Annotated in this window: 25 protein-coding genes and 1 riboswitch; of the genes, 15 read left to right on the top strand and 10 right to left on the bottom strand. The window is 71.4% G+C overall.

Translation table 11 applies throughout. The annotated features are described in order from the left end of the window. Positions 1–159: 159 nt before the first annotated feature. The 3 genes from SSP24_RS08170 (at position 160) to SSP24_RS08180 (ending at position 2,552) form a co-directional block, all read left to right on the top strand. Positions 160–678 (top strand): DUF5304 domain-containing protein, encoded by a 519-nt coding sequence (locus tag SSP24_RS08170; protein WP_141308380.1) that lies wholly within the window; start codon positions 160–162, stop codon positions 676–678. A gap of 55 nt (positions 679–733) precedes the next feature. Further along, positions 734–1,687, top strand: a complete 954-nt coding sequence (locus SSP24_RS08175) for an ROK family glucokinase (RefSeq protein WP_141308382.1) — start codon at positions 734–736, stop codon at positions 1,685–1,687. Between the two features lie 112 nt (positions 1,688–1,799). Further along, entirely contained in the window at positions 1,800–2,552 is a 753-nt protein-coding gene (locus SSP24_RS08180) for an endonuclease/exonuclease/phosphatase family protein (protein ID WP_141308384.1), read from the top strand. Positions 2,553–2,568: 16 nt separating this feature from the next. Here the strand turns inward: SSP24_RS08180 and SSP24_RS08185 are convergent, their stop codons facing one another. Both SSP24_RS08185 and SSP24_RS08190 read right to left on the bottom strand, forming a co-directional pair. Then, entirely contained in the window at positions 2,569–3,210 is a 642-nt protein-coding gene (locus SSP24_RS08185) for a hypothetical protein (RefSeq protein WP_141308386.1), read from the bottom strand. Next, positions 3,203–3,982 carry an alpha/beta hydrolase gene (locus SSP24_RS08190; RefSeq protein WP_141308388.1) on the bottom strand — a complete coding sequence of 260 codons (780 nt, stop codon included), beginning with the start codon at positions 3,980–3,982 and terminating at the stop codon, positions 3,203–3,205. The genes SSP24_RS08185 and SSP24_RS08190 overlap by 8 nt, the downstream gene beginning before the upstream one ends. A 162-nt stretch (positions 3,983–4,144) precedes the next feature. Between SSP24_RS08190 and SSP24_RS08195 the strand changes: the two genes are divergently transcribed. The 5 genes from SSP24_RS08195 (at position 4,145) to SSP24_RS08215 (ending at position 9,132) form a co-directional block, all read left to right on the top strand. After that, the gene (locus SSP24_RS08195) at positions 4,145–4,978 is read left to right on the top strand and encodes a lysophospholipid acyltransferase family protein (protein WP_141308390.1); all 834 of its coding nucleotides are present in this window, start codon (positions 4,145–4,147) and stop codon (positions 4,976–4,978) included. 17 nt (positions 4,979–4,995) lie between these two features. Then, positions 4,996–6,210, top strand: a complete 1,215-nt coding sequence (gene macS, locus SSP24_RS08200) for a MacS family sensor histidine kinase (RefSeq protein ID WP_141308392.1) — start codon at positions 4,996–4,998, stop codon at positions 6,208–6,210. Next, positions 6,207–6,890, top strand: coding sequence for a response regulator (locus SSP24_RS08205; RefSeq protein ID WP_141308394.1), 684 nt, complete (start codon positions 6,207–6,209; stop codon positions 6,888–6,890). The genes macS and SSP24_RS08205 overlap by 4 nt, the downstream gene beginning before the upstream one ends. A gap of 137 nt (positions 6,891–7,027) precedes the next feature. Beyond that, on the top strand, positions 7,028–8,056 hold the full coding sequence (locus SSP24_RS08210; protein WP_141308396.1) for a 6-phosphofructokinase: 1,029 nt from the start codon (positions 7,028–7,030) through the stop codon (positions 8,054–8,056). An 80-nt stretch (positions 8,057–8,136) separates the two neighbouring features. Continuing rightward, positions 8,137–9,132 carry a 2-hydroxyacid dehydrogenase gene (locus SSP24_RS08215; protein ID WP_141308398.1) on the top strand — a complete coding sequence of 332 codons (996 nt, stop codon included), beginning with the start codon at positions 8,137–8,139 and terminating at the stop codon, positions 9,130–9,132. On the opposite strand, the gene SSP24_RS08220 is transcribed toward SSP24_RS08215, so the two are convergent. Together SSP24_RS08220 and SSP24_RS45285 are read right to left on the bottom strand one after the other, a co-directional pair. Beyond that, positions 9,084–10,964, bottom strand: a complete 1,881-nt coding sequence (locus tag SSP24_RS08220; protein WP_141308400.1) for an anthranilate synthase family protein — start codon at positions 10,962–10,964, stop codon at positions 9,084–9,086. The two genes, SSP24_RS08215 and SSP24_RS08220, sit on opposite strands and share 49 nt — an antisense overlap. A gap of 98 nt (positions 10,965–11,062) precedes the next feature. After that, a complete protein-coding gene (locus SSP24_RS45285) occupies positions 11,063–11,119 on the bottom strand; it encodes a trp operon leader peptide (protein WP_141308428.1) in 57 nt (18 codons plus the stop codon). A gap of 96 nt (positions 11,120–11,215) precedes the next feature. Between SSP24_RS45285 and SSP24_RS08230 the strand changes: the two genes are divergently transcribed. Beyond that, the gene (locus SSP24_RS08230) at positions 11,216–12,568 is read left to right on the top strand and encodes a class II 3-deoxy-7-phosphoheptulonate synthase (protein ID WP_141308402.1); all 1,353 of its coding nucleotides are present in this window, start codon (positions 11,216–11,218) and stop codon (positions 12,566–12,568) included. Positions 12,569–12,716: 148 nt separating this feature from the next. After that, positions 12,717–12,959: a (2Fe-2S)-binding protein gene (locus SSP24_RS08235; protein ID WP_141308404.1), complete on the top strand. Its 243-nt coding sequence runs from the start codon at positions 12,717–12,719 to the stop codon at positions 12,957–12,959. Positions 12,960–12,974: 15 nt separating this feature from the next. Here SSP24_RS08235 and bfr read toward each other — a convergent pair whose 3' ends face one another. Continuing rightward, positions 12,975–13,454 carry a bacterioferritin gene (gene bfr, locus SSP24_RS08240; RefSeq protein WP_141308406.1) on the bottom strand — a complete coding sequence of 160 codons (480 nt, stop codon included), beginning with the start codon at positions 13,452–13,454 and terminating at the stop codon, positions 12,975–12,977. A gap of 174 nt (positions 13,455–13,628) precedes the next feature. Here bfr and SSP24_RS08245 point away from each other — a divergent pair, with 174 nt between their 5' ends. Further along, positions 13,629–14,261, top strand: coding sequence for a sulfite oxidase-like oxidoreductase (locus SSP24_RS08245; RefSeq protein WP_141308408.1), 633 nt, complete (start codon positions 13,629–13,631; stop codon positions 14,259–14,261). Between the two features lie 48 nt (positions 14,262–14,309). Here SSP24_RS08245 and SSP24_RS08250 read toward each other — a convergent pair whose 3' ends face one another. The 5 genes from SSP24_RS08250 to thiO form a co-directional block, all read right to left on the bottom strand. Next, positions 14,310–15,185: a deoxyribonuclease IV gene (locus tag SSP24_RS08250; RefSeq protein ID WP_141308410.1), complete on the bottom strand. Its 876-nt coding sequence runs from the start codon at positions 15,183–15,185 to the stop codon at positions 14,310–14,312. Between the two features lie 78 nt (positions 15,186–15,263). Next, the gene (gene pknB, locus SSP24_RS08255) at positions 15,264–17,189 is read right to left on the bottom strand and encodes a Stk1 family PASTA domain-containing Ser/Thr kinase (protein ID WP_167529538.1); all 1,926 of its coding nucleotides are present in this window, start codon (positions 17,187–17,189) and stop codon (positions 15,264–15,266) included. 99 nt (positions 17,190–17,288) lie between these two features. After that, a complete protein-coding gene (locus tag SSP24_RS08260) occupies positions 17,289–18,086 on the bottom strand; it encodes a thiazole synthase (RefSeq protein WP_141308414.1) in 798 nt (265 codons plus the stop codon). Between the two features lie 3 nt (positions 18,087–18,089). Further along, complete coding sequence (gene thiS, locus SSP24_RS08265; RefSeq protein WP_141308416.1) at positions 18,090–18,290, bottom strand: sulfur carrier protein ThiS; 201 nt, start codon at positions 18,288–18,290, stop codon at positions 18,090–18,092. Beyond that, positions 18,287–19,453, bottom strand: a complete 1,167-nt coding sequence (gene thiO / locus SSP24_RS08270; RefSeq protein ID WP_141308418.1) for a glycine oxidase ThiO — start codon at positions 19,451–19,453, stop codon at positions 18,287–18,289. The genes thiS and thiO overlap by 4 nt, the downstream gene beginning before the upstream one ends. Continuing rightward, a riboswitch (TPP riboswitch) is annotated at positions 19,451–19,563 on the bottom strand. (Overlaps the previous gene by 3 nt.) Before the next feature lie 52 nt (positions 19,564–19,615). Here thiO and SSP24_RS08275 point away from each other — a divergent pair. The 4 genes from SSP24_RS08275 to thiE all read left to right on the top strand — a co-directional run. Beyond that, positions 19,616–19,954, top strand: a complete 339-nt coding sequence (locus SSP24_RS08275; protein ID WP_141308420.1) for an avidin-fold protein — start codon at positions 19,616–19,618, stop codon at positions 19,952–19,954. A gap of 66 nt (positions 19,955–20,020) precedes the next feature. Next, positions 20,021–21,238 carry an NAD(P)/FAD-dependent oxidoreductase gene (locus tag SSP24_RS08280; protein ID WP_141308422.1) on the top strand — a complete coding sequence of 406 codons (1,218 nt, stop codon included), beginning with the start codon at positions 20,021–20,023 and terminating at the stop codon, positions 21,236–21,238. 77 nt (positions 21,239–21,315) lie between these two features. Next, entirely contained in the window at positions 21,316–21,681 is a 366-nt protein-coding gene (locus SSP24_RS08285) for an Rv2175c family DNA-binding protein (protein WP_141308424.1), read from the top strand. Between the two features lie 212 nt (positions 21,682–21,893). Further along, the coding region (gene thiE / locus SSP24_RS08290; RefSeq protein ID WP_141308426.1) for a thiamine phosphate synthase at positions 21,894–22,461 on the top strand (568 nt) is incomplete at its 3' end.

The raw sequence follows: 22,461 nt of genomic DNA on the forward strand, positions 1-22,461 counted from the left end.
CCGCCGACCGGTTCCGCCGCGTCGTCCCGCTGCCTCCGCCCTGCGCGAGGGTGAGCTGCGCGACTCTCAGCTGTGGCCGCGGACGTCGTGAAGCCGCCGGACAGGCCCCAGCCCCATTCGGGTAACGTCGTAGGGACGACACGTAGTCAGGAGCCCGTCATGAGCGAAGAGCGCCCCTTCCCCGACGCCGCTCAGGAGCCGCCGGCCGACGAGCCGCGCCCCACGGGTGACGCCGACGCGTGGGCGACCGCGTGCGCCGAGGACCTGGAGGCGGAGAAGTCCCGCCGCCGGGCCCAGCAGGGGCCGCCGCCCGGCTCGGCCGCCGAGGAGCTGCGCCGGCTCGTCGACACCGTCGCGGACAAGCTGTCCGGCCTGCAGTCGCCGTTGTTCGGCGCGGTCGCCGGCCCGACCGCCCAGCAGGTGGTGCAGCAGGTCGTGGAGCAGGCCAAGGCCGCCGTGGAGCCCGTGATCGAGCGCAACCCGGACGTCTTCGACCACCTCGCCGCCGCCGGTCACGAACTCCTCGCCGCCTACCGCTCCGCGGTCCAGGCCCAGGAACGCCGCTGGACGTCCGGCACGGACGCCGGCAGCGCCTCGGACGAGCTGAAGAACCTCGACGACCCCCGCCGCGACCCCGGCGAGGGCACCGGCCCCGGCCAGCGCATCGACTTGGACTGACCCTCTGCTCGGGTACGGTTGGCCGTAGCGGGGCTCGACCGAAACTGAGGGATTCATGGGACTCACCATCGGCGTCGACATCGGCGGCACGAAGATCGCGGCCGGCGTGGTCGACGAGGAAGGCAACATCCTCTCGACCCACAAGGTGCCGACCCCGGGCACGCCCGAGGGCATCGTGGACGCCATCGCCTCCGCCGTGGAGGGCGCACGTGCCGGGCACGAGATCGTCGGCGTGGGCATCGGCGCCGCCGGATACGTCAACCGGCAGCGCTCGACGGTCTACTTCGCGCCCAACATCCACTGGCGCAACGAGCCGCTGAAGGAGAAGGTCGAGGCCCGCACCGGCCTCCCCGTCGTCGTGGAGAACGACGCCAACGCCGCCGCGTGGGGCGAGTACAAGTTCGGCGCCGGCAAGGGCCACCGCAACGTCATCTGCATCACGCTCGGCACCGGCCTCGGCGGCGGCATCATCATCGGCAACAAGCTGCGCCGCGGACACTTCGGCGTGGCCGCCGAGTTCGGCCACATCCGGATGGTGCCGGACGGGCTGCTGTGCGGCTGCGGCTCGCAGGGCTGCTGGGAGCAGTACGCCTCCGGTCGCGCCCTCGTGCGGTACGCCAAGCAGCGCGCCAACGCCACCCCCGAGAACGCCGAACTGCTGCTCTCGCTCGGCGACGGCACCCCCGACGGCATCGAGGGCAAGCACATCTCCATGGCCGCCCGCCAGGGCGACCCCGTCGCTGTCGACTCCTACCGCGAACTCGCCCGCTGGGCCGGTGCGGGCCTCGCCGACCTCGCCTCGCTCTTCGACCCCTCCGCCTTCATCGTGGGCGGCGGACTGTCCGAGGAGGGGGAGCTGGTCCTGGAGCCGATCCGCAAGTCGTACAAGCGCTGGCTGGTGGGCGGCAACTGGCGCCCGGTCGCGGATGTGATCGCCGCGCAGCTCGGAAACAAGGCCGGGCTGGTGGGCGCCGCGGACCTGGCTCGGGAGCCGGACCCGATCATGTGAGGTTCGGTTGCGCCGTTGGGGATTCTGCGCGATTCGGGCTCCGGGTTGTTTGTGGCTGGTCGCGCAGTTCCCCGCGCCCCTGGCGTCGGTGCAGTCCCGTATGTTGATCCGCATGGCGACCCCGTTGCTGCCCGACTCCCGTACCGAACCCGACGGTTCCGCCCTCATCCGGGTCCTCAGCTACAACATCCGCTCGATGCGCGACGACACCGCCGCGCTCGCCCGCGTGATCAGCGCCTGCGACCCCGACCTGGTCCTGATCCAGGAAGCCCCCCGCTTTTTCCGCTGGCGCAAGAAGCTCGCCCGGCTCGCGGCCGCGTCCGGGCAGATGATCCTCTCGGGCGGCGCGACCGCCGCGGGACCGGCGCTGCTGTGCTCGCTGCGGGCCACGGTCGAGCGCACGGAGGACGTGCTGCTGCCGCTCACGCCGGGCCTGCACCGGCGTGGCTTCGCGACCGCGGTGGTCCGCTTCGGCGGCGCTCGCCTCGGGGTGCTGAGCTGCCACCTCTCGCTCCAGAAGGACGAGCGGTACGACCAGGCGGGCATACTGCTCGACCGGCTCGCGGGAATGGGCGTCGAACACGCCATCGCGGGCGGCGACCTCAACGAACGCCCCGGCGGACGCACCTTCCAGCGCCTGGCCGACGGGCTCCAGGACTGCTGGGCCACCGCACCCTGGGGCGGCGAGTACACCTCGACCCCGGTCCAGCCCCACCAGCGCATCGACGCGATCTTCGCGACCAAGGGGATCGAGGTCCTCGGCTGCGGCGTCCCCCTCGGCCACCCCGGCATCACGGACACAGACCTGAGGGCGGCCACGGACCACCTCCCGGTCCTGGCCGCCCTCAAAGTGCCCGCAAGTTAGCCCTCAGGGGCCCGACCTAGACGACCGCGCCCCGCCCCGGATCGTCGTCGTCCTCCTCGTCCGTCCGCATCCGCATCACCAGCGTCGCGAAACCGCCCAGGAAGCCGCCGATTCCGAGCGTGGTCAGCCACCAGGTCATGTCCCAGCCGAGCAGCACCGCCAGCAGAAGCAGCACCGGCCCGCCCAGCACGCCCAGCCACGCGAACTTGGCCGTGGTGTCGCCGGTGGGCAGCGGGGGCGGCTCCGGCGGTACGAAGTGGCCCTCGTCCTCCTCGTCGAAGTCCTCCTCGGACGGCTCGGGCACCGTGTAGTCCCGGGGCCCGGCGCCCACGCCCGGCGCGAAGGTCACCGAGCCGCCGAGCGGCTTCGGCGTCTCCTTCTTGGGCTTGGGCTCGGGCTCGCGCTCGCCCACCTCGCCCCCGGCGTCGTTCGTCTCGGACTCCAGCAGCGCCAGATCCTCGACCGACTTGAACGGCTTGGCCCCCGGCGGGTCCGGCGGCTCCTCGCCGAACCCGGCGACGATCGCCGCCCAGGCGGCGTCCTCGTCGAACGGCACGTGCTGCTCACCGGGCTCGCGCCGGTCCCCGGCGCGGCCCTGCCGTTCCTCCCGTTCTTCCCGCTCCTCGCGGTCCTCGCGGTCGGAGTCGTGCTCAGCCACCTGCGGCCGTCCCTTCCTTGCCGAGACTGGGTGCGAGCCGGCCGATGAACGCGAGGCTCTCCTCGAAGATCCGGTCCGCGTCGTGGTCCAACGTCGCGACGTGGTAGCTCTGTTCCAGCAGGACCTCCCGCACATCCGTGGCGGACACCCGGCTGAGGATCCGGGCCGAGTCGGCCGGCGGCACCACATGGTCCTGCGGGCTGTGCAGAAGCAGCAGCGGCTGCGTGACCTGCGGCAACTCGCCGTCGACGATCCGGAAGAAGCTCCGCAGGGAGTGCGCGGCGTGCAGCGGGACCCGGTCGTAGCCGATCTCGACCGCGCCGGACTTGGCGATGTCGCTGGTGATCCCCCTCGTCGACCGCACGAGATGGCGGGCGACCGGCAGGGCGTACGCCGACAGTCCGTGCACCTTGTTCGCCGGGTTGACGACCACGACACCGCTGACCGCGTCCCCGTGCCGGGCCGCGAGCCGCAGGGCGAGGGCGCCGCCCATGGACAGGCCGAACACGAACACCTGCGCGCACCGGCGGCTGAGGGCGCGCAGCTCGCGGTCCACCTCGGCGTACCAGTCCTGCCAGCCCGTGAGCTCCATGTCCTCCCAGCGCGTGCCGTGCCCGGGCAGCAGCGGCAGCGCGACGGACAGACCGTGCTCGGCGAGATACTCCGCCCAGGGGCGCAGTGACTGGGGGGAACCGGTGAAGCCGTGGCAGAGCAGGACGCCGACTTCTCCGCCGTCATGGCGGTACGGCTCGGCTCCAGGAAGGACCGGCACCTTCGGTCTCCTGTTCATGTCAGAGGGGCGTGAAAAGAGTCAGGTGTGCTTCACCGTACGCGACCGCACTGACACCGACCAGGGTCGTCGGGTTCATTGACGGGCCGCCGGGTTAAGGTCTGATCTACAGACACAGGAGGCACTCGGTTGTTGTACGGCGCGATGAAGGTTTCCGTCGGGGGGCCGCTGAAGCTCGTCTTCCGGCCCTGGGTGGAGGGCCTGGAGAACGTTCCCGCCGAGGGCCCCGCGATCCTGGCGAGCAACCACCTGTCCTTCTCCGACTCGTTCTTCCTGCCCGCGGTGCTCGACCGGAAGGTCACCTTCATCGCCAAGGCCGAGTACTTCACCACCCCCGGCATCAAGGGCCGCTTGACCGCAGCCTTCTTCAAGGGCGTCGGCCAGCTCCCGGTGGACCGCTCCGGCGCCCGGGGCGCGGGCGAGGCCGCGATCAAGAGCGGCATCGAGGTCATCGAGCGCGGTGAGCTGTTCGGCATCTACCCCGAGGGCACCCGCTCGCCCGACGGCCGCCTCTACCGCGGCAAGCCCGGCGGCCTCGCGCGCGTGGCGCTCGCCACCGGCGCCCCCGTCATCCCGGTCGCGATGATCGACACGGAGAAGATCCAGCCGCCCGGCAAGGTCGTGCCGAAGCTGATGCGGCCCGGCATCCGGATCGGCAAGCCGCTGGACTTCAGCCGCTACCGGGGCATGGAGCACGACCGTTTCGTGCTCCGCGCGGTGACCGACGAGGTCATGTACGAGATCATGAAGCTCTCCGGCCAGGAGTACGTCGACATCTACGCGACCGCCGCCAAGCGGCAGATCGCGGAGGCGGCGAAGGCGGAGAAGGAAGCGGCCAAGGCGGCCAAGGCCGCGCTCGCGCAGGCCGAGAAGGAACAGGCGCAGAAGGAAAAGGACCAGGCGCAGAAGGACAAGGAACAGGCGCAGATAGCAGAAGTCCAGGCGCAGACAGAAAAGGAACAGCGGGCCGACCAGTAGCGACGGGGCGGGGGGACATGGCCAGGCGTGAGCGCGTCATGAGGATGTCGGTCGAGCAGCCGCTGTGGCGTGCGCTCATGGGGTACCGCGTCCTGACCATGGTGTACGCGATCGGGCTCTTCGTCAGCGCCTACGACGAGGTCGCCCGCCCCGGCGTGACCATCGCCTACCTGGCCGTCCTGGCCGCCTGGACCCTGGCCACCCTGCCCAGGGTCGCCAACGCCGCCAGCTGCACCAAGCGCTTCCTCGCCGTCGACCTCGCCATCGCCCTGACCGGCATCCTGCTCACCCGGGTCGCCGAGAGCCCCGAGCGGATCGACGCCGGCGCCCCGACCCTGCCGTCGATATGGACCGCGGGAGCCGTGCTGGCCTTCGCCATCAAGGGCGGCTGGCGCTGGGCGGCCTTCGCCTCCACGCTGGTCGCCGCCGCCAACCTGGTCCACCGCTCCGGCGTACCGACCCGTGACACCGTCCACATGGTGCTGCTGGTGTGGATCGCCTCCATCGCCATCGGGTACGTCGTCGAGGTCGCCCGCGCCTCCGAGCGCACCCTCGCCCGCGCCCTGGAGATCGAGGCCGCGACCCGCGAGCGGGAGCGGCTCGCCCGGGACATCCACGACAGCGTGCTCCAGGTGCTGGCGATGGTGCAGCGGCGCGGCGCGGTCATCGGCGGCGAGGCGGCCGAGTTGGGCCGCATGGCCGGTGAGCAGGAGGTGGCCCTGCGCACGCTGGTGTCCGGCGGCATGGTGCCCGTCTCCCGGGTCTCGGAGGACGCCGCCGAAGGGGCGGTCGTACGCACCGTCGAGGAGCCGGACGACGACGGCGGCCCCGTCGATCTGCGCGCGCTGCTCGCCCCGTACGCCGCAGCCCGGGTCAGTCTCGCCGAGCCCGGCGCGCCGGTCCTGCTGCCGCCGTCCGCCGCGCGGGAGCTGGCCGCAGCCGTGTCGGCCGCGCTGGACAACGTCCGCAAGCACGCCGGCGAGGGCGCCCGGGCCTGGATCCTGGTCGAGGACGAGCCCGACGCGGTGATCGTGACCGTCCGCGACGACGGCCCCGGCATCCCCGAGGGCCGCCTCGCGCAGGCCGAGGGCGAGGGACGGCTCGGAGTGGCGCTGTCCATCCGAGGCAGGCTGCGCGACCTGGGCGGCACGGCCGAGCTGATCTCAACGCCCGGACAGGGCACGGAAGTCGAGCTGAAGGTACCGAAGCTGATGGCACGGGGGCAGCGATGAGCGAACAGCAGGGCCCGATCAAGGTGATGGTGGTCGACGACCACCCCATGTGGCGCGACGCGGTCGCCCGCGACCTGGCCGAGTCCGGCTTCGAGGTGGTCGCCACGGCGGGCGACGGCGACCAGGCGGTGCGCCGAGCCAAGGCGGCCGCGCCCGACGTCCTCGTCCTGGACCTCAACCTGCCCGCCAAGCCCGGCGTCCAGGTCTGCAAGGAACTCGTCGCCCACAACCCGGCGCTGCGCGTCCTGGTGCTGTCGGCGAGCGGTGAGCACGCCGACGTACTGGAGGCCGTGAAGTCCGGCGCGACCGGCTATCTGCTGAAGTCGGCGTCCACGGAGGAGTTGCTGGACGCGGTCCGCCGTACGGCCGTCGGTGACCCGGTCTTCACGCCGGGCCTGGCGGGACTGGTGCTCGGCGAGTACCGGCGCCTCGCCTCCGACCCGGCGCCCGGCGCGGCGACCGACTCCGACGAGCCCAGGGCGCCCCGCCTGACGGACCGTGAGACCGAGGTGCTGCGGCTGGTCGCCAAGGGCCTGAGCTACAAGCAGATCGCCGAACGGCTGGTCATCTCCCACCGCACGGTCCAGAACCACGTCCAGAACACACTCGGCAAGCTCCAGTTGCACAACCGGGTGGAACTGGTGAGGTACGCGATAGAGCGCGGCCTCGACGAGGAATAGGAACCGTCCCGGCCCGAACCAACAGTTCGCCGACTCACCGGATTTTCCCTTACGGGCCATGCCGTAGTGACCTGAGTCACCATTAGCGTGCTCGTACGGCACACGGCACACGGCAACCGCGGCGAAGGGACAATTCCATGCGGGTCGGAGTACTGACCGGGGGCGGCGACTGCCCCGGGCTCAACGCCGTCATCCGGGGCATCGTCCGCAAGGGCGTGCAGGAGTACGGCTATGACTTCGTCGGCTTCCGGGACGGCTGGCGCGGTCCGCTCGACGGTGACATCACACGCCTCGACATCCCGGCCGTGCGCGGCATCCTGCCCCGCGGCGGCACCATCCTCGGCTCCTCGCGCACCAACCCGTTCCAGCACGAGGGCGGCGTCACCCGGATCAAGGAGAACCTCGCCAAGCACGAGGTCGACGCGCTCATCGTGATCGGCGGCGAGGACACCCTCGGCGTCGCCGCACGGCTGTCCGGCGAGTACGGCGTGCCCTGCGTCGGCGTCCCGAAGACGATAGACAACGACCTGTCCGCCACGGACTACACCTTCGGCTTCGACACCGCCGTCGGCATCGCGACCGAGGCCATCGACCGCCTGCACACCACCGCCGAGTCCCATATGCGCGTCCTGGTCGTGGAGGTGATGGGCCGTCACACCGGCTGGATCGCCATCCACTCCGGCCTGGCCGGCGGCGCCAACGTCATCCTCATCCCCGAGCAGCGCTTCGACGTCGACCAGGTGTGCGCCTGGGTGACGTCCCGGTTCAAGGCGTCGTACGCCCCGATCGTCGTCGTCGCGGAGGGGGCCGTGCCGAAGGACGGCGACATGGTCCTCAAGGACGAGTCCCTCGACTCCTACGGGCACGTACGGCTGTCCGGGGTCGGCGAGTGGCTGGCCAAGGAGATCGAGAAACGGACCGGCAAGGAGGCCCGGACCACCGTCCTCGGGCACGTCCAGCGCGGCGGCACGCCCAGCGCCTTCGACCGCTGGCTCGCCACCCGCTTCGGCCTGCACGCCATCGACTGCGTCCGCGACGGCGACTTCGGCACGATGGTCGCCCTGCGCGGTACCGACATCGTCCGGGTGCCGATCGCCGATGCCACGGCCCGGCTGAAGACGGTCGACCTCAAGCTCTACGACGAGGTCGGGGTGTTCTTCGGCTGAACCGGCGACCCGCGAGTATCGGCCGCAATACGGGTATGGGTCGTATATTCGGCCCATACCCGCACAGAACAGGAGATGCCGTGGAGATCCTGGCCTTCGGTGTGCAGGCCGACGAGAAGCCCCTGATCGAGCGGGCCTTCCAGGGCCACCACGACATCCGCTGTCTGGACGTCTTCCTCACCGAGGACACCGCCCCCATCGCCGCCGGCCACGAGATCATCTCCACCAGCGTCAACGCCGACCTCGGCGCGCCGGTCCTGTCCACCCTCGCGTCCGGCGGGACCCGGATGATCGCCCAGCGCTCGACCGGCTTCAACAACATCGACCTCGACGTGGCCGAGCGGCTCGGCATGACGGTGGCCCGGGTGTCGTACTACTCGCCGTACGCGGTCGCCGAGTTCGCCTGGGCCCTCGCCATGGCCGTCAACCGCCGTATCGTCCGCGCCTCCACCCGCACCCGCGACTTCGACTTCCGCCTCGACGGCCTGATGGGCCGCGACATGCACGGCCGCACCGCCGGCGTCCTCGGCACCGGCAAGATCGGCGAGGCGTTCGCCCGGATCGCGCACGGCTTCGGCATGCGGCTGCTCGGCTGGGACATCGCCGAGAACCCCGAATGCATGCAGCTCGGCATGGCGTACGTCCCCAAGGAGCAGCTGCTCGCCGAGTCCGACCTGGTCACCCTGCACGTCCCGCTGATGCCGGAGACCCGGCACCTGATCGACGTACCCGCCCTGAAGTCGATGAAGGACGACGCGATCCTGATCAACTCCAGCCGCGGCGGCCTGATCGACACCGCCGCCCTCGTCCACGAGCTGCGCGCGGGCCGCTTCACGGGCGTCGGCCTCGATGTGTACGAGGCGGAAGCCGGGCTGTTCTTCCTCGACAAGTCCCTGCAGGCCATCGAGGACGACACCCTGGCCCGCCTCGTCACGTTCCCGAACGTCCTGGTCACCTCCCACCAGGCGTACTACACCGAGGACGCGGTCGGGCAGATCGTCGACACCACGCTGCGCAACGTCCTCGACTACCGGGCGGGCCGCCGCTCGGAGAACGTGCTGGTGCCGCGCAGCTGACCGATCAGCTCCCGCACGATGTCGGCGCCGTTCAGCGTCAGCACCGACTCCGCGTGGAACTGGACGCCGGCGAACCCGTCTCCCCGCAGGGCATGCACCTCACCGGAGTCGCTCCGGCTGACCTCGATTCCGTGCGCGGCCAGCTCCGCCGCCGTCTCGTCGTCGCAGCGCGCCACGAAGCTGTTGTAGAAGCCGACGGTCTCGGCCCGCCCGAACAGGTCGATCGTCGTCTGCGCCCCCTGGTACGGCACTTCCTTCCGTACGATGTCCAGCCCCAGCTCGGCCGCGATCAGCTCGTGCCCCAGGCAGACGCCCAGCACTCCGTGCCGATGCCCGCGAACCACCTCGGCGGTCAGCTTCCGCAGGAACCGCATCTTCGGATCGCTGAGGTCGGACGGGTCGCCGGGGCCGGGCCCGATGACGAGCGGCCCCTCGTGCGCGAGCACGGCCTCGCGCAGGCCCTGTTCGTCGTAGCGGCGGACGGTGACGGTCAGGCCCGAGGAGCGCAGCACGTGCGCGAGCATCACCGTGAAGGTGTCCTCGCCGTCGACGACCAGGGCATGCCCGGTGAGTTCCTCCGTCCGCTCCTGCATCCGCAGCCAGAAGGGCGCGAGCGAGGCCCGGCGGCCGTCCAGCGCGGCCCGCACCCGGGGATCGTCGGCCAGCCCCGGCTGTACGGACTCTGCGCGCGGCCGCTGTTCCAGCACGCCCAGCGCCGCGAGCATCCCCGCCGCCTTCGCGTGCGTCTCCGCGACCTCGCCCGCCGGGTCCGAGCCGCGCACGAGCGTGGCGCCCACCGGCACCCGCAGCCGCCCGGCGGCGTCGATGTCGGCGGTGCGGATGAGGATCGGGGAGTCCAGGGTCTGCGCCCCGCCCGAGTCCCGGCCGAGCAGGGCGAGGGCCCCGCCGTAGTAGCCGCGCCCGCCGGCCTCGTACCGCTCGATGACCCGGCAGGCGTTCTGCACCGGCGAGCCGGTGACGGTCGCCGCGAACATGGTCTCCTTCAGCACCTCCCGGACGTCCAGCGAGGACTTGCCGCGCAGCTCGTACTCGGTGTGCGCGAGGTGCGCCATCTCCTTCAGCCGCGGCCCCACGACCACCCCGCCCATGTCGCCGACCGCGCACATCATCTTGAGCTCCTCGTCGACGACCATCGACAGCTCCTCGATCTCCTTGCCCTCGGCGAGGAAGCCGAGCAGGTGCTCGGGGGTGGGCCCCTCGGCGGGATAGCGGTACGTCCCGCTGATCGGGTTCATGACGACCGTGCCGCCGGACATCCGCACGTGCACCTCGGGACTGGCGCCGACGAGTGTCCGGTCCCCGGTGTGCACGACGAACGTCCAGTACGCACCTCGCTCCCCTTCCAGCAGCCGCCGGAACAGCGCCAGCGCGTCGGCCCGGCCGAACCCCGGGATCTCACCCTCGTACGTCCGCCGGACGACGAAGTTGGCGCCCTCGCCCCGCCCGATCTCCTCCCGCAGCACCCGCCCCACGATCCCGGCGTACTCCTCGTCCCCGACGTCGAAGCCGCCACCCTCGACGCGCACCTCGTGCGCCGGGAGCTGCCGCAGCGCCTCGGCGAGCGGGATGTCGTACGACTCCTCGGGGACGAGCGCCAGCAGCGGGGTGCCGTCGTCACGGACGTCGAAGCCGCGCTCGCGGATCTGGCGGTGCGGGACGAGCGCCAGACCCTCGTCGGGGAGGTCGGCGAGGCGCTCGTATGCCGTCACCGGGCCGAGCAGCAGTTCCACGGTGTCGTGGTCGTGGCCCGGGGCGCGGCGGCGGAGCAGGGCGAAGGGGCGGTCGTCGTGCGGGAGCTGTGCCAGGTCCATGGTTCCTCTTCCGTCGTCGTGATCGGGTCGAGGAACGGCCGCGGAAACGCCGAAGGCCGCCCCTCGGGCGGCCTTCGCGAAGTTTTTCGTACGCGCAGTCAGTGGGCCGCCGAAGAAGCGGTCCACCACCAGCTCTGGATCGAGTGCGCGAACATACGCCGCACCCTACCCCATGTCCGCACTGCGTTACCGGCGTCTCACTTCCTGGGCATCGGCAGGAAGGCCGGACATCACCCCGTAATGTTGGGGTTGTGACCGTGAACGCTAAGACCAGCGCAGGCGCTGGCAACACCTGGCGAGACCTGCCCGCGGCGCAGCAGCCCGAGTACCCCGACCCCGAGGCTCTGCGCGCAGTGATCGCGGACCTCGAGTCGTATCCGCCGCTCGTCTTCGCGGGCGAGTGCGACCAGCTGCGCGCCCGGATGGGAGCCGTCGCCAGGGGCGAGGCGTTCCTCCTCCAGGGCGGCGACTGCGCCGAGGCCTTCGACGCGGTGTCCGCCGACCAGATCCGCAACAAGCTCAAGACCCTGCTCCAGATGGGCGCCGTGCTGACGTACGCCGCGTCCGTGCCCGTGGTGAAGGTGGGCCGGATCGCCGGCCAGTACTCCAAGCCGCGCTCCAAGCCGACCGAGACCCGCGACGGCGTGACGCTGCCGACCTACCGCGGCGACTCCGTCAACGGCTTCGACTTCACCGAGGCGGCCCGGATCCCGGACCCGGAGCGGCTGAAGCGGATGTACCACGCCTCCGCCTCCACGCTGAACCTGGTCCGCGCCTTCACGACCGGCGGCTACGCCGACCTGCGCCAGGTGCACGCCTGGAACCAGGACTTCGTGAAGTCGTCCCCGTCCGGCCAGCGCTACGAGCAGCTCGCCCGCGAGATCGACAACGCGCTGAACTTCATGCACGCCTGCGGGGCCGACCCGGAGGAGTTCAAGACCGTCGAGTTCTACTCCTCGCACGAGGCGCTGCTGCTCGACTACGAGTCGGCGCTCACGCGGGTCGACTCGCGCACGGGTCAGCTGTACGACGTCTCCGCGCACATGGTGTGGATCGGTGAGCGCACCCGTCAGCTGGACCACGCGCACATCGAGTTCGCCTCGAAGATCCGCAACCCGATCGGCATCAAGCTCGGCCCGACCACGACGGCCGAGGAGGCGCTGCAGTACATCGAGCGCCTCGACCCCGAGCGTGAGCCCGGCCGGCTGACCTTCATCGTCCGGATGGGCGCGGACAAGATCCGCGACAAGCTCCCCGAGCTGGTCGAGAAGGTCACCGCCTCCGGCGCCACCGTGGCCTGGGTGACCGACCCGATGCACGGCAACACCTTCGAGGCGGCCTCCGGCCACAAGACCCGCCGCTTCGACGACGTGCTCGACGAGGTCAAGGGCTTCTTCGAGGTGCACAAGGCGCTCGGTACGCACCCGGGCGGCATCCATGTCGAGCTGACCGGTGACGACGTCACCGAGTGCGTGGGTGGCGGCGACGAGATCTTCGTCGACGATCTGCACCAGCGCTACGAGACGGCCTGCGACCCGCGGCTGAATCGCAGCCAGTCGCTGGACCTGGCGTTCCTGGTCGCGGAGATGTACCGGGACCAGTAGCCGATTCGCCTCTTACCGGCGCATGCATTGGGGCGCGGATCACAAACGATCCGCGCCCCTCTACTTTTGCGCTCCGGGTGTGCCGGGTAAGGTTAGGTTAGCCTCACCGATCAACGGGGACGGCACCATCGATCGATCCCGGCGGGAGGTGACACGCGTGTACGTCTGCAGTTGCTTCGGCATCACCGAGCAGCAGGTCAAGCAGCATGCGGCGGACGGCGCCTGCACCCCTCGCCAGATAGCCTCGGCCTGCAAGGCGGGCACGGACTGCGGCTCCTGCGTCCGTCGCATCCAGGCGCTGCTGGGCCGGGGCGCCTGCCCCCGCCGTGAACTGGCCGATCAGGGCAAGCCGGTGCTCTCCGAGGTCGCGGAACTGGACGAGGCCGCCTGACTCGGCTGTCCTGACTCAGCTGTCCGGCTGCTCGATCAGCTGGGAGATGTACAGCGCCTCGCCGAGCTGCTCCACCAGATCCAGCTGGGTGTCCAGGTAGTCGATGTGGTGCTCCTCGTCCGCGAGGATCGACTCGAAGATGTTCGCCGACGTGATGTCGCCCTTGTTGCGCATCACCTCGATGCCCCGCCGGAGCCGGTCGATCGCCTCCACCTCGACCTGCTTGTCGGCCTCGAACATCTCCCGAACCGTCTGGCCGATCCGTACATGGAACAGCCGCTGGTAGTTCGGCAGACCCTCCAGGAACAGGATCCGGTCCGTGAGCACCTCGGCGTGCTTCATCTCGTCGAACGACTCGCTCCGGGTGTACTTCGCGAGCTTGTACCAGCCGAGGTTCTCCTGCATCTTCGCGTGCAGAAAGTACTGATTGATCGCGGTGAGCTCGGCGGTGAGCTGCTCGTTGAGAAACTCGATGACCTCGGGGTCGCCCTGCATCGCAGAGGCTCCTTCCACGCGGGGAACTGGGAGGTTTCGCCGCATGATTGCACCGGGCGTAGAAGATCGTCCAGTAAGTGCGTACTTAGTAAGTAAGGGCATGCTTAGTGCGAATTGTCCGTTATCGCACGGGGCTGGTCCTGTGCACCGTCCACCGTCTGTCAGGATGGAGTCATGGGTCATCCGGTGGAGCGCGAATCTGGAGCAGCGGCATCGTTCGAGCTTCCGCCGGGTCAGCGAGTGCAGCGCGGATGGCCGGTCACGCACTACGGCCCGGTGCCCAAGTTCCGGCCCGAGCGCTGGGAGTTCAGGGTCTTCGGCGCCACCGCCGACGGGGACAAGCGCTGCTGGACCCACGAGGAGTTCACGGCCCTGCCGTACACCACCGTGGTGGCCGATCTGCACTGCGTCACGAAGTTCAGCATGCTCGGCGCGGAGTGGGGTGGAATCCCCGCCCGGACCATCCTGGAGCTCGCGCCGCCCGCCCCGAATGTCACCCATGTGATGGTGTGGGCGGAGTACGGCTTCAGCTCCAATCTGCGGCTGTCGGACTTCGCCTCCGAGCACACGATCTTCGCCACCCACAAGGACGGCGAACTCCTCACCGCCGAGCACGGCTTCCCGCTCCGCCTGATCGTCCCGCACCTGTACGCCTGGAAGGGCCCGAAGTGGGTGCGCGGGGTGGAGTACATGACCGCCGACCGCCGCGGCTTCTGGGAGGAGCGCGGCTACCACAACATCGGCGATCCGTGGAAGGAACAGCGCTACTCGTACCAGGAGGGGCCCGGGGACGGCCCCGAGCTCTGACTCCTGGGGGTACTGGTGGGGGCTTGGGGGGCTTGAGGGCTTGGGGGCTTACCCGTCCCGGAGTTTCTTCAGCCGCTCCACGTCCGCCGCGTGTCCCTCCTTGCCGCCGGGTGTCTCGATGATCAGCGGTACGCCTTCGGTGGCGGGGTGGGTCATCAGGGCGCGGAACGGGTCCTCGCCGATGTGACCGGCGCCGATGTTCTCGTGCCGGTCCTTGTGGGCGCCGACCATGTCCTTGGAGTCATTGGCGTGGATCAGCTTCAGCCAGCCCTCGCCGACCGTGTCGAGAAGCAGGTCCAGCGTCTGGTGCATGCCGTTCGGGCCGGTCAGGTCGTGCCCGGCGGCGAAGATGTGGCAGGTGTCGAGGCAGACGCCCAGCTTCGGATGGGCGTCCAGGGCCTCGAAGTACGGTCCGAAGTCCCAGGTGCGTGAGCACAGCGAGGAGCCCTGGCCGGCCGTGGACTCCAGCAGCAGGTACGGGTCGTCGTCGCCCAACTCGTCGAGCAGCGGCAGCAGGTACTCCCGCACCTGCTTCAGCGCCACCGACCGCTCCCGCCCGCCGGTCGCGCTCCCGGTGTGCACGACCACGCCGAGCGCGCCGATCGCCCGCCCGCGCCGCAGCGAGTGCCGCAGCGACCGCACCGACTGCTCGACGGTGGCCGCCGTGTGCGAGCCGAAGTTGATCAGGTACGGCGCGTGCACATACGCCGGGATCGACTCCTGCGCGCACGCCGCGCGGAACGCCTCGTCCTGCCGCGGGTCACCGGTCGGCGTGGCCCAGCCACGCGGGTTGGCGACGAAGACCTGCACGGTCTCGGCCTTGAGGTCGTGGGCGTAGGTGAGGCCCACGGAGTGCAGGCCGCCGGCGACGGGGACGTGACCGCCGATGGGGTTGCGGGAGGGGCCGGGGTGTTGACTCTTCACCCGTTCAGGGTGTCATGTGCCCCGGGGTGCCTCGTCAGCGGATCTTCATCGGTCAGCGGTCCGGCCGGTGATCGTCGGTCAGCGGATCTCGATGGTGATCGTCGACCCCTTGGGTGCGGTCTCGCCGCCCTCCACGGACTGGCCCCGCACGGTGTCGCCGAACAGGCCGAGCAGCCCGCGGTCCTCCTCGACCTGGAATCCGGCGTTTTGAAGCTGCTTGGTGGCCTCGTCGACACTGTCGCCCACCACGTCCGGAACCTCGATCATCTCCGGCCCCTTGGACAGCGTCAGCGTCACCGTGTCGCCCACGGCGGCCTGGCCGTCGGGCCCCGGGTTCTGCCGGGCGACCTGGCCCGCCTCGTACTCCGAGTTGATCCGCCCGGAGGCGATCCGCACCTTCAGGCCCGCCTCCTGGAGCCGCTCCCTGGCCTCCCCCAGGTCACGGCCGGTGACGTCCGGGACGTCCACCGGGGCGCCCTTGCTGACGGTGAGGGCGATCGCCGTGCCCGCGCGCGTCGTCGTGCCCGTCGCCGGGTCCGTGCTGATCACGGAACCCCGGGAGATGTCCTCACTGAACTTCCGGGTCACCATGCCCGGCTCCAGCCCGCTGTCCTTGAGTACGCTGCGCGCCTTGTCCAGCCGGTAGCCCGCGAGATCCGGCACCTTCACCGTCTCGGGGCCGTCGGAGACGGTGAGCGTCACGGAGTCGTTGTGCCGGATCCGGGAGCCCGGCGCCGGGTCGGTGCTGATGATCGTGCCGCGCTTCACCGTGTCGCTGTAGGCGTGCTTGACCTGCCCGACCTCCAGCCCGGCATCCGCGAGCCGGTCCTTGGCCTGCGCCTCGGTCTTCGCCAGCAGCGGCGGGACCTCGGTGAACTGGCCCGAGTTGATGTACCAGACGCCCACACCGAGGCCCAGCGCCAGCAGCACGGCGGCGACGATCGTGACGACCGCGCGCGGGGGGCCGGAGCGGCGGCGCGGGGCGTCCAGCGGCGGGGACTCCAGTCGGCTGGTCCGGTTGTACCGGGACTCGTCATCGTCCTCGTTGACGGGCAGCTGCCGCAGCGCGGTCAACGCGCGCGGGATCACGCTCGTACGGTCGTCGGCGTTGTCGTGCTCCGCGGTGATCGCCTGCGGGGGCACCGCGTCGAGCTGGTCCTCGCTGAGCGCGCCGCGCGCCTCACGGACCCGCGCCAGCAGCGCCACGGCGTCGTGCGGGCGGATCTCCGGGGTGCGGGCGGTCGCCTGGGCGACCAGCTCGTCCAGCTCGTACGGCAGGCCGGGCACGACCGCCGAGGGTGGCGGCACGTCGTCGTGGACGTGCCGGTAGAGCACCTGGGCGGGGGAGTCCCCGGTGTGCGGCTTGGCGCCGGTCAGCATCTCGTACAGCACCACACCGCACGCGTACACGTCGACGCGGGGGTCGGCGCTGCCGTGCTCGATCTGCTCCGGGGCGAGGTAGGAGACGGTGCCGAGGACGGAGCCGGTGGTGTGGGTGACCGTGTCCACGGCCCGGACGAGCCCGAAGTCGGCGACCTTGACCCGGCCGTCGTCCCCTATGAGGACGTTCTCCGGCTTCATGTCCCGGTGCACGAACCCGGCGCGGTGCGCGGCGCCCAGCGCGGCGAGGACCGGCTCCAGGATGTCCAGCGCGGCCCGCGGCTGCAGCGCCCCGCGCTCGCGCAGCACGTCGCGCAGGGTGCAGCCGGAGACGTACTCCATGGCCAGGTAGACATACGACCCGTCGGCCCCTTGGTCGAACACCTGGACGACGTTGGGGTGGGCGAGGCGGGCCACCGACTTGGCCTCGCGGATGAACCGCTCGACGAAGGTGCCGTCGGCGGCCAGGGTCGGATGCATCACCTTGAGCGCGAGCACCCGGTCGAGGCGGGTGTCCACGGCCCGGTAGACCGTGGCCATCCCGCCGACCGCGATGCGCGCGTCGACGCGATAACGGCCGTCGAGCAGCCGTCCGACCAGAGGGTCCTGAAGGGTCGTGTCCACGCAGGCGAGTGTACGAGCCGCCACCGACACTGCTTGCCGCTTCCCGCGGCATCGGGGCGGGACTGCAGCCGACCTGTGACGTGTCTTACATGCGCAGGGTCAGTGGAAGGCGGGCCGCTCCGGATCCAGTGCGGCCATCCCCTCCACCGGCGAGGACGCCTCCGCGAAGTGCCGCCGAGGGATACGCCCCGCCAGCCGGGCCAGCCGCCCCGCCTCCACCGCGTTCCTCATGGCGGCGGCCATCAGCACCGGCTCCTGTGCCCGCGTGACGGCCGAGGCGAGCATCACACCCGCGCACCCCAGCTCCATCGCGAACGCCGCGTCCGACGCCGTACCCGCTCCCGCGTCCAGGATCACCGGCACGCGCGCGTGCTCGACGATCAGCTGGAAGTTGTGCGGATTGCGGATGCCGAGCCCGGAGCCGATCGGCGACCCGAGCGGCATGATCGCGGCACAGCCCACTTCCTGGAGCTTGCGCGCCAGCACGGGGTCGTCATTGGTGTACGGCAGCACGGTGAAACCGTCGTCCACCAGCGTCTCCGCCGCGTCCAGCAGCTCGATCGGGTCCGGCAACAGGGTGCGCTCGTCGGCGATGACCTCCAGCTTGATCAGCTCGGTGCCGAGTGCCTCGCGCGCGAGGCGGGCGGTCAGCACCGCCTCACCGGCCGTGAAGCAGCCGGCCGTGTTGGGCAGCACCCGGATGCCCAGCTTGTCCAGCACCGACAGCACCGAGCCGTGCACATCGGGGTTCACGCGCCGCATCGCGACCGTGGTCAGCTCGGTCCCGGAGGCGACCAGCGCCCGCTCCAGCACGTCGAGGCTGGGCGCGCCGCCGGTGCCCATGATCAGCCGGGAGGTGAAGGTCGTACCTCCCAGGACAAAGGGATCGTCGGCCATGGGTCAGCCTCCTTGGACGGCGGTGAGGACTTCGACACGGTCCCCTTCGGACAGGGGCGTGGTCGGCCACTGCGCGCGCGGGACGACGGTTTCGTTGAGGGCGGCGGCCACTCCGGAGGGCGCCGCGGTGAGGGTGCGTACGAGGGCGTCGAGAGCCGTTCCGTCGGCGATCCGGCGGGGCTCCCCGTTGACGGAGATGATCATGCGGGCTGCTCCGTGAGTGCGGCGCTGAAGCGCTTCGGCGTGAAGGGGCGGGCCTCGTCCGGGAGTTCACCGGTGGTCAGGACGTGGGCCATGACGTCGCCGGTGACCGGGGTGAGCAGGACGCCGTTGCGGTAGTGGCCGGTGGCCAGCAGCAGGCCGTCCAGTTCGGTCGGGCCGAGCAGGGGCGCGTTGTCGGGCGAGCCGGGGCGCAGCCCTGCCCGGGTCTCCGTCAGGGGCAGCTCGGTGAGGCCGGGGACCAGCTCGTGCGCGTCGCGCAGCAGCTCGTACACGCCCCCGGCGGTGACCGTGGTGTCCCAGCCCATTTCCTCACTGGTGGCGCCGACGACCAGCTCGCCGCTCTCGCGCGGCACCAAGTAGACATGGCTGCCGCGCACCACCGCGCGCACGGTGCGGCTCAGGAACGGCGCGTGGACCGGCGGCACGGTCAGCCGCAGCACCTGGCCCTTCACCGGCCGCACGGGCGGCCGTACGGCGTCCGGGACGCCCGCCAGCCGCCCGCTGAGGCTCCCGGCGGCCAGCACCACCTGCCCGGCGGCCACCTCGGCCCCCGCGCGCGTGACGACCCCCGTCGCCCGCTCCCGGACGACCAGCAGCCGCTCGGCCCACTCCCGGTGGAAGACCACGCCCGCCCGCTCGCACGCGGCCACGAGGGCCGCCGCGAGGCGCCGAGGGTCGATCTGGTGATCGGCGTCGACCCGCAGCCCGCCGCGCACACCCGGCGCCAGCATCGGCTCCAGGCGGCGGCAGTCCCGGCCCGACAGCCACTCGGAGTCGAGCCCCGACCGCCGTTGCAGGGCGTGCAGCTCGCGCAGATGGGCGCGGTCGTCGGCGTCCAGCGCGACGGCGAGCGTGCCGCACCGGCGGTAGCCGAGGTCGTGGCCGGTGAGGTCGGTGAGCTCGGCCGCGAAGTCCGGATAGCGGCGGGCCGAGGCGAGGTTCAGACCGAGCAGGGTCTCCTCGCCGTAATGCAGTTCCGTGACGGCGGCCAGCATGCCGGCCGCCACCTGGGCGGCCCCGCCGCCCGGCTCGGGGTCCACCACGGTGGTGGCGAGTCCGCGCTGCGCGGCCCGCCAGGCCGTGACCAGACCGATGATTCCGCCCCCGATGACGAGGACGTCTGACGTACGTGCGGAAGACGACACGGGCGCTCAGCCCCTCCCTTCGCCGGCATGACCCGGATCAGGTTCGTACGGTCGGAGGCCGTCCAGCCTCCCTCTCAGCCCGGTGCGTCCGGGCTCCCGCGAGTGCTTTACGGTGGCCACCCTAGCTCTTGCCGCCACACCTCTGTAAGGGAGCCTCCTGTCATGCCCCGCTCACTCGACGGCCTCGTGCTCGCCCCCGTCGCAGACCAAGCACCGGGTCAGGTCGGGACCCGCACCCGGTTCGCGTACCACGAGCGGGGCGGCGAGATCTGGGCCGAGTACGCGGGTGGGGACGTGGTCCGCGGGTACCTGGTGGGGACCCGCGAGGGCGACCGGCTGGACTTCCGCTACGTGCAGCTGAAGCGGGACGGGACGACGTCCTCGGGGCACTGTGTGTCGACGGTCGTGGAGCTGCCGGACGGGCGGGTGCGGCTGGAGGAGAGCTGGGAGTGGGAGTCGCAGCCGGGCAGCGGGACCAGCGTGGTCGAGCAGGTCCGCTAGTGGTGTGGAGCAGGTCACTGGGTCCGCCCCCTGACTGACAATCTGTCAGTTGTCTATGGTGATCAGGTGAGCGAGCAGACGAGGGCACAGGCGCGGCGCGTGGTCGTCGTGGGCGCGGGCATGGCCGGGGTGCAGACCGCCGTCGCCCTGCGGGAACAGGGCTTCACCGGCACCGTGACGCTGATCGGCGCCGAGCCCCACCAGCCGTACGACCGGCCGCCGCTCTCCAAGGCCATCCTGCTCGGCAAGGCCGAGGGCTCCGCCTTCGACGTCGACTTCGAGGCGCTCGGCATCGACCTCCACCTCGGGCGCGAGGTGACCGGCGTCCGCCCCGGCGACCACGAGCTGGACACCGAGGCCGGGCCGGTGCCGTACGACGTGCTGGTCCTCGCCACCGGCGCCGAACCGATCACCCTGCCGGGCGCGGAGGGCGTCCCCGGGGTGCATCTGCTGCGCACCCTCGACGACGCCGAACGGCTGCGGCCGGTGCTCGCCCGGCAGCACGACATCGTGGTCGTCGGCGCGGGCTGGATCGGCGCGGAGTTCGCCACGGCCGCCCGGGAGGCGGGCTGCGCGGTGACCGTCGTGGAGGCCGCGGACCGCCCCCTCGCCGGGGCGCTGCCCGACGAGGTGGCCGCACCGATGGCCGCCTGGTACGCCGACAGCGGGGCCGTGCTGCGCACCCACGCGCGCGTGCGGCGTGTCGAGCCCGGCGCGGTCGTCCTGGACGACGGCTCGCGGATTCCCGCCGACGCCGTCGTGGTCGGCATCGGTGCCCGGCCGGCCACGCGCTGGCTCACCGGCTCCGGCATCGAGCTCGGCGCGCACGGCGAGGTCGTGGCCGACGACCACCTGCGCACCTCGGCGCCGGACGTCTACGCGGTCGGCGACTGCGCGTCCTTCCCTTCGGGAAGGTATGGCGAGCGGCTGATGGTGCACCACTGGGACAACGCCCTGCAGGGTCCCCGTACGGTCGCGGCGAACATCATCGGCGAGGCACCGGCGCTCTACGACCCGGTTCCGTACTTCTGGTCGGAGCAGTTCGGGCGGTTCGTCCAGTACGCCGGGCACCACACGTCCGCCGACGCCACCGTGTGGCGCGGTGACCCGGCCGGGCCCGCCTGGTCGGTGTGCTGGCTGCGCGAGGGCCGGCTGGTCGCCCTGCTGGCCGTGGGCCGGCCACGGGACCTGGCGCAGGGACGGCGGCTGATCGAGGCCGGGACCGTGCTGGATCCCGAGCTGCTGGCCGACCCGGCGCGCCCGCTGAAGGCGGCCACGGCCTAACGTGTTCTCGCAGGTGGGAGGGGTCGGTGGGCGGGGCTGACTTCCGACTGTCAGTGGGGGATGGCAGGCTTGTTCCCGTGACCGAGATTGACGCAAAGATCGATGCTCTCGTCCCTGCCTGGCTCACCCTCCCCGACATCGCCGAAAAGCTCGGCGTCGAGGTGACGCGCGTGCGGCAGCTGGTCAAGGAGGGCCAGCTCATCGCCGTCCGCCGCGGTGAGAACCGCGCGCTGCACGTCCCCGCCGCCTTCATCGACGGAGACAAGGTCGTCAAGGGCCTGTCCGGGACCCTGACGCTCCTGCGGGACGACGGCTTCACGGACGAAGAGATGCTGGAGTGGCTCTTCACCCCCGACCCGACCCTGCCCGGCACGCCCGCGCAGGCGCTGAGCGAGAATCGCGGCACGGAGGTGAAGCGGCGGGCCCAGGCGCTCGCCGTCTGACGCCGCCGACGCGACCCGAGCAACCGTCCCGGCGTACGGGCCGCGGTCGGCCAGTGGGCCTGTCGTTCGGCGTCGCGTGCCAGGGTGCGTGACGCCGACATGATCCGATCGACAGGCCCTGAGCCACGGCCCCGGGCCGACCGCGCCCCGGCGCGGCCCGTACGCCACCGACAGTGACACCCAGAGGTACCGATCCACGGGGGGACCCACTCATGCCCGACACCGCCGCCACCGCTCGCGCCCGGCTCGCCGACGCCCGTGTGTACCTGTGCACGGACGCCCGCAAGCGCCAGGGCGACCTGCCCGAGTTCCTGGACGCGGTCCTGGTCGGCGGGGTCGACATCGTGCAGCTGCGCGACAAGGGCATGGAGGCCGCCGAGGAGCTGGAGCACCTCACGGTCTTCGCCGACGCCTGCGCCCGGCACGGCAAGCTGCTCGCGGTCAACGACCGCGCGGACGTCGCGCACGCCGCCGGCGCCGACGTGCTCCACCTCGGCCAGGGCGACCTCCCGGTCCCGGCGGCCCGGGCGATCCTCGGCGACGACATCCTCATAGGCCGCTCCACGCACGCGGAGTCCGAGGCAGAGGCGGCGGCCGTCCAGCAGGGCGTGGACTACTTCTGCACCGGCCCCTGCTGGCCGACCCCCACCAAGCCCGGCCGCCACGCCCCCGGCCTCGACCTGGTCCGGCACACGGCCGCGCTGGGCACCGGCCGCCCCTGGTTCGCCATCGGCGGCATCGACCTCGGCAACCTCGACGAGGTCCTGGAGGCGGGCGCCC

Source organism: Streptomyces spinoverrucosus, from assembly GCF_006539505.1.
GTDB classification, from domain to species: Bacteria; Actinomycetota; Actinomycetes; order Streptomycetales; family Streptomycetaceae; genus Streptomyces; species Streptomyces spinoverrucosus.

What these genes read in the sequence shown, in the direction of transcription:
- bfr (WP_141308406.1), bottom strand. Translation starts at nt 13,454, where the DNA reads ATGCAGGGCGACCCCGAGGTCATCGAGTTTCTCAACGAGCAGCTCACC.
- SSP24_RS08175 (WP_141308382.1), top strand. Translation starts at nt 734, where the DNA reads ATGGGACTCACCATCGGCGTCGACATCGGCGGCACGAAGATCGCGGCC.
- SSP24_RS08245 (WP_141308408.1), top strand. Translation starts at nt 13,629, where the DNA reads ATGGGTCATCCGGTGGAGCGCGAATCTGGAGCAGCGGCATCGTTCGAG.
- macS (WP_141308392.1), top strand. Translation starts at nt 4,996, where the DNA reads ATGGCCAGGCGTGAGCGCGTCATGAGGATGTCGGTCGAGCAGCCGCTG.
- SSP24_RS08220 (WP_141308400.1), bottom strand. Translation starts at nt 10,964, where the DNA reads ATGGACCTGGCACAGCTCCCGCACGACGACCGCCCCTTCGCCCTGCTC.
- SSP24_RS08180 (WP_141308384.1), top strand. Translation starts at nt 1,800, where the DNA reads ATGGCGACCCCGTTGCTGCCCGACTCCCGTACCGAACCCGACGGTTCC.
- SSP24_RS08170 (WP_141308380.1), top strand. Translation starts at nt 160, where the DNA reads ATGAGCGAAGAGCGCCCCTTCCCCGACGCCGCTCAGGAGCCGCCGGCC.
- SSP24_RS08210 (WP_141308396.1), top strand. Translation starts at nt 7,028, where the DNA reads ATGCGGGTCGGAGTACTGACCGGGGGCGGCGACTGCCCCGGGCTCAAC.
- SSP24_RS08195 (WP_141308390.1), top strand. Translation starts at nt 4,145, where the DNA reads ATGAAGGTTTCCGTCGGGGGGCCGCTGAAGCTCGTCTTCCGGCCCTGG.
- thiS (WP_141308416.1), bottom strand. Translation starts at nt 18,290, where the DNA reads ATGATCATCTCCGTCAACGGGGAGCCCCGCCGGATCGCCGACGGAACG.
- SSP24_RS08275 (WP_141308420.1), top strand. Translation starts at nt 19,616, where the DNA reads ATGCCCCGCTCACTCGACGGCCTCGTGCTCGCCCCCGTCGCAGACCAA.
- SSP24_RS08260 (WP_141308414.1), bottom strand. Translation starts at nt 18,086, where the DNA reads ATGGCCGACGATCCCTTTGTCCTGGGAGGTACGACCTTCACCTCCCGG.
- SSP24_RS08205 (WP_141308394.1), top strand. Translation starts at nt 6,207, where the DNA reads ATGAGCGAACAGCAGGGCCCGATCAAGGTGATGGTGGTCGACGACCAC.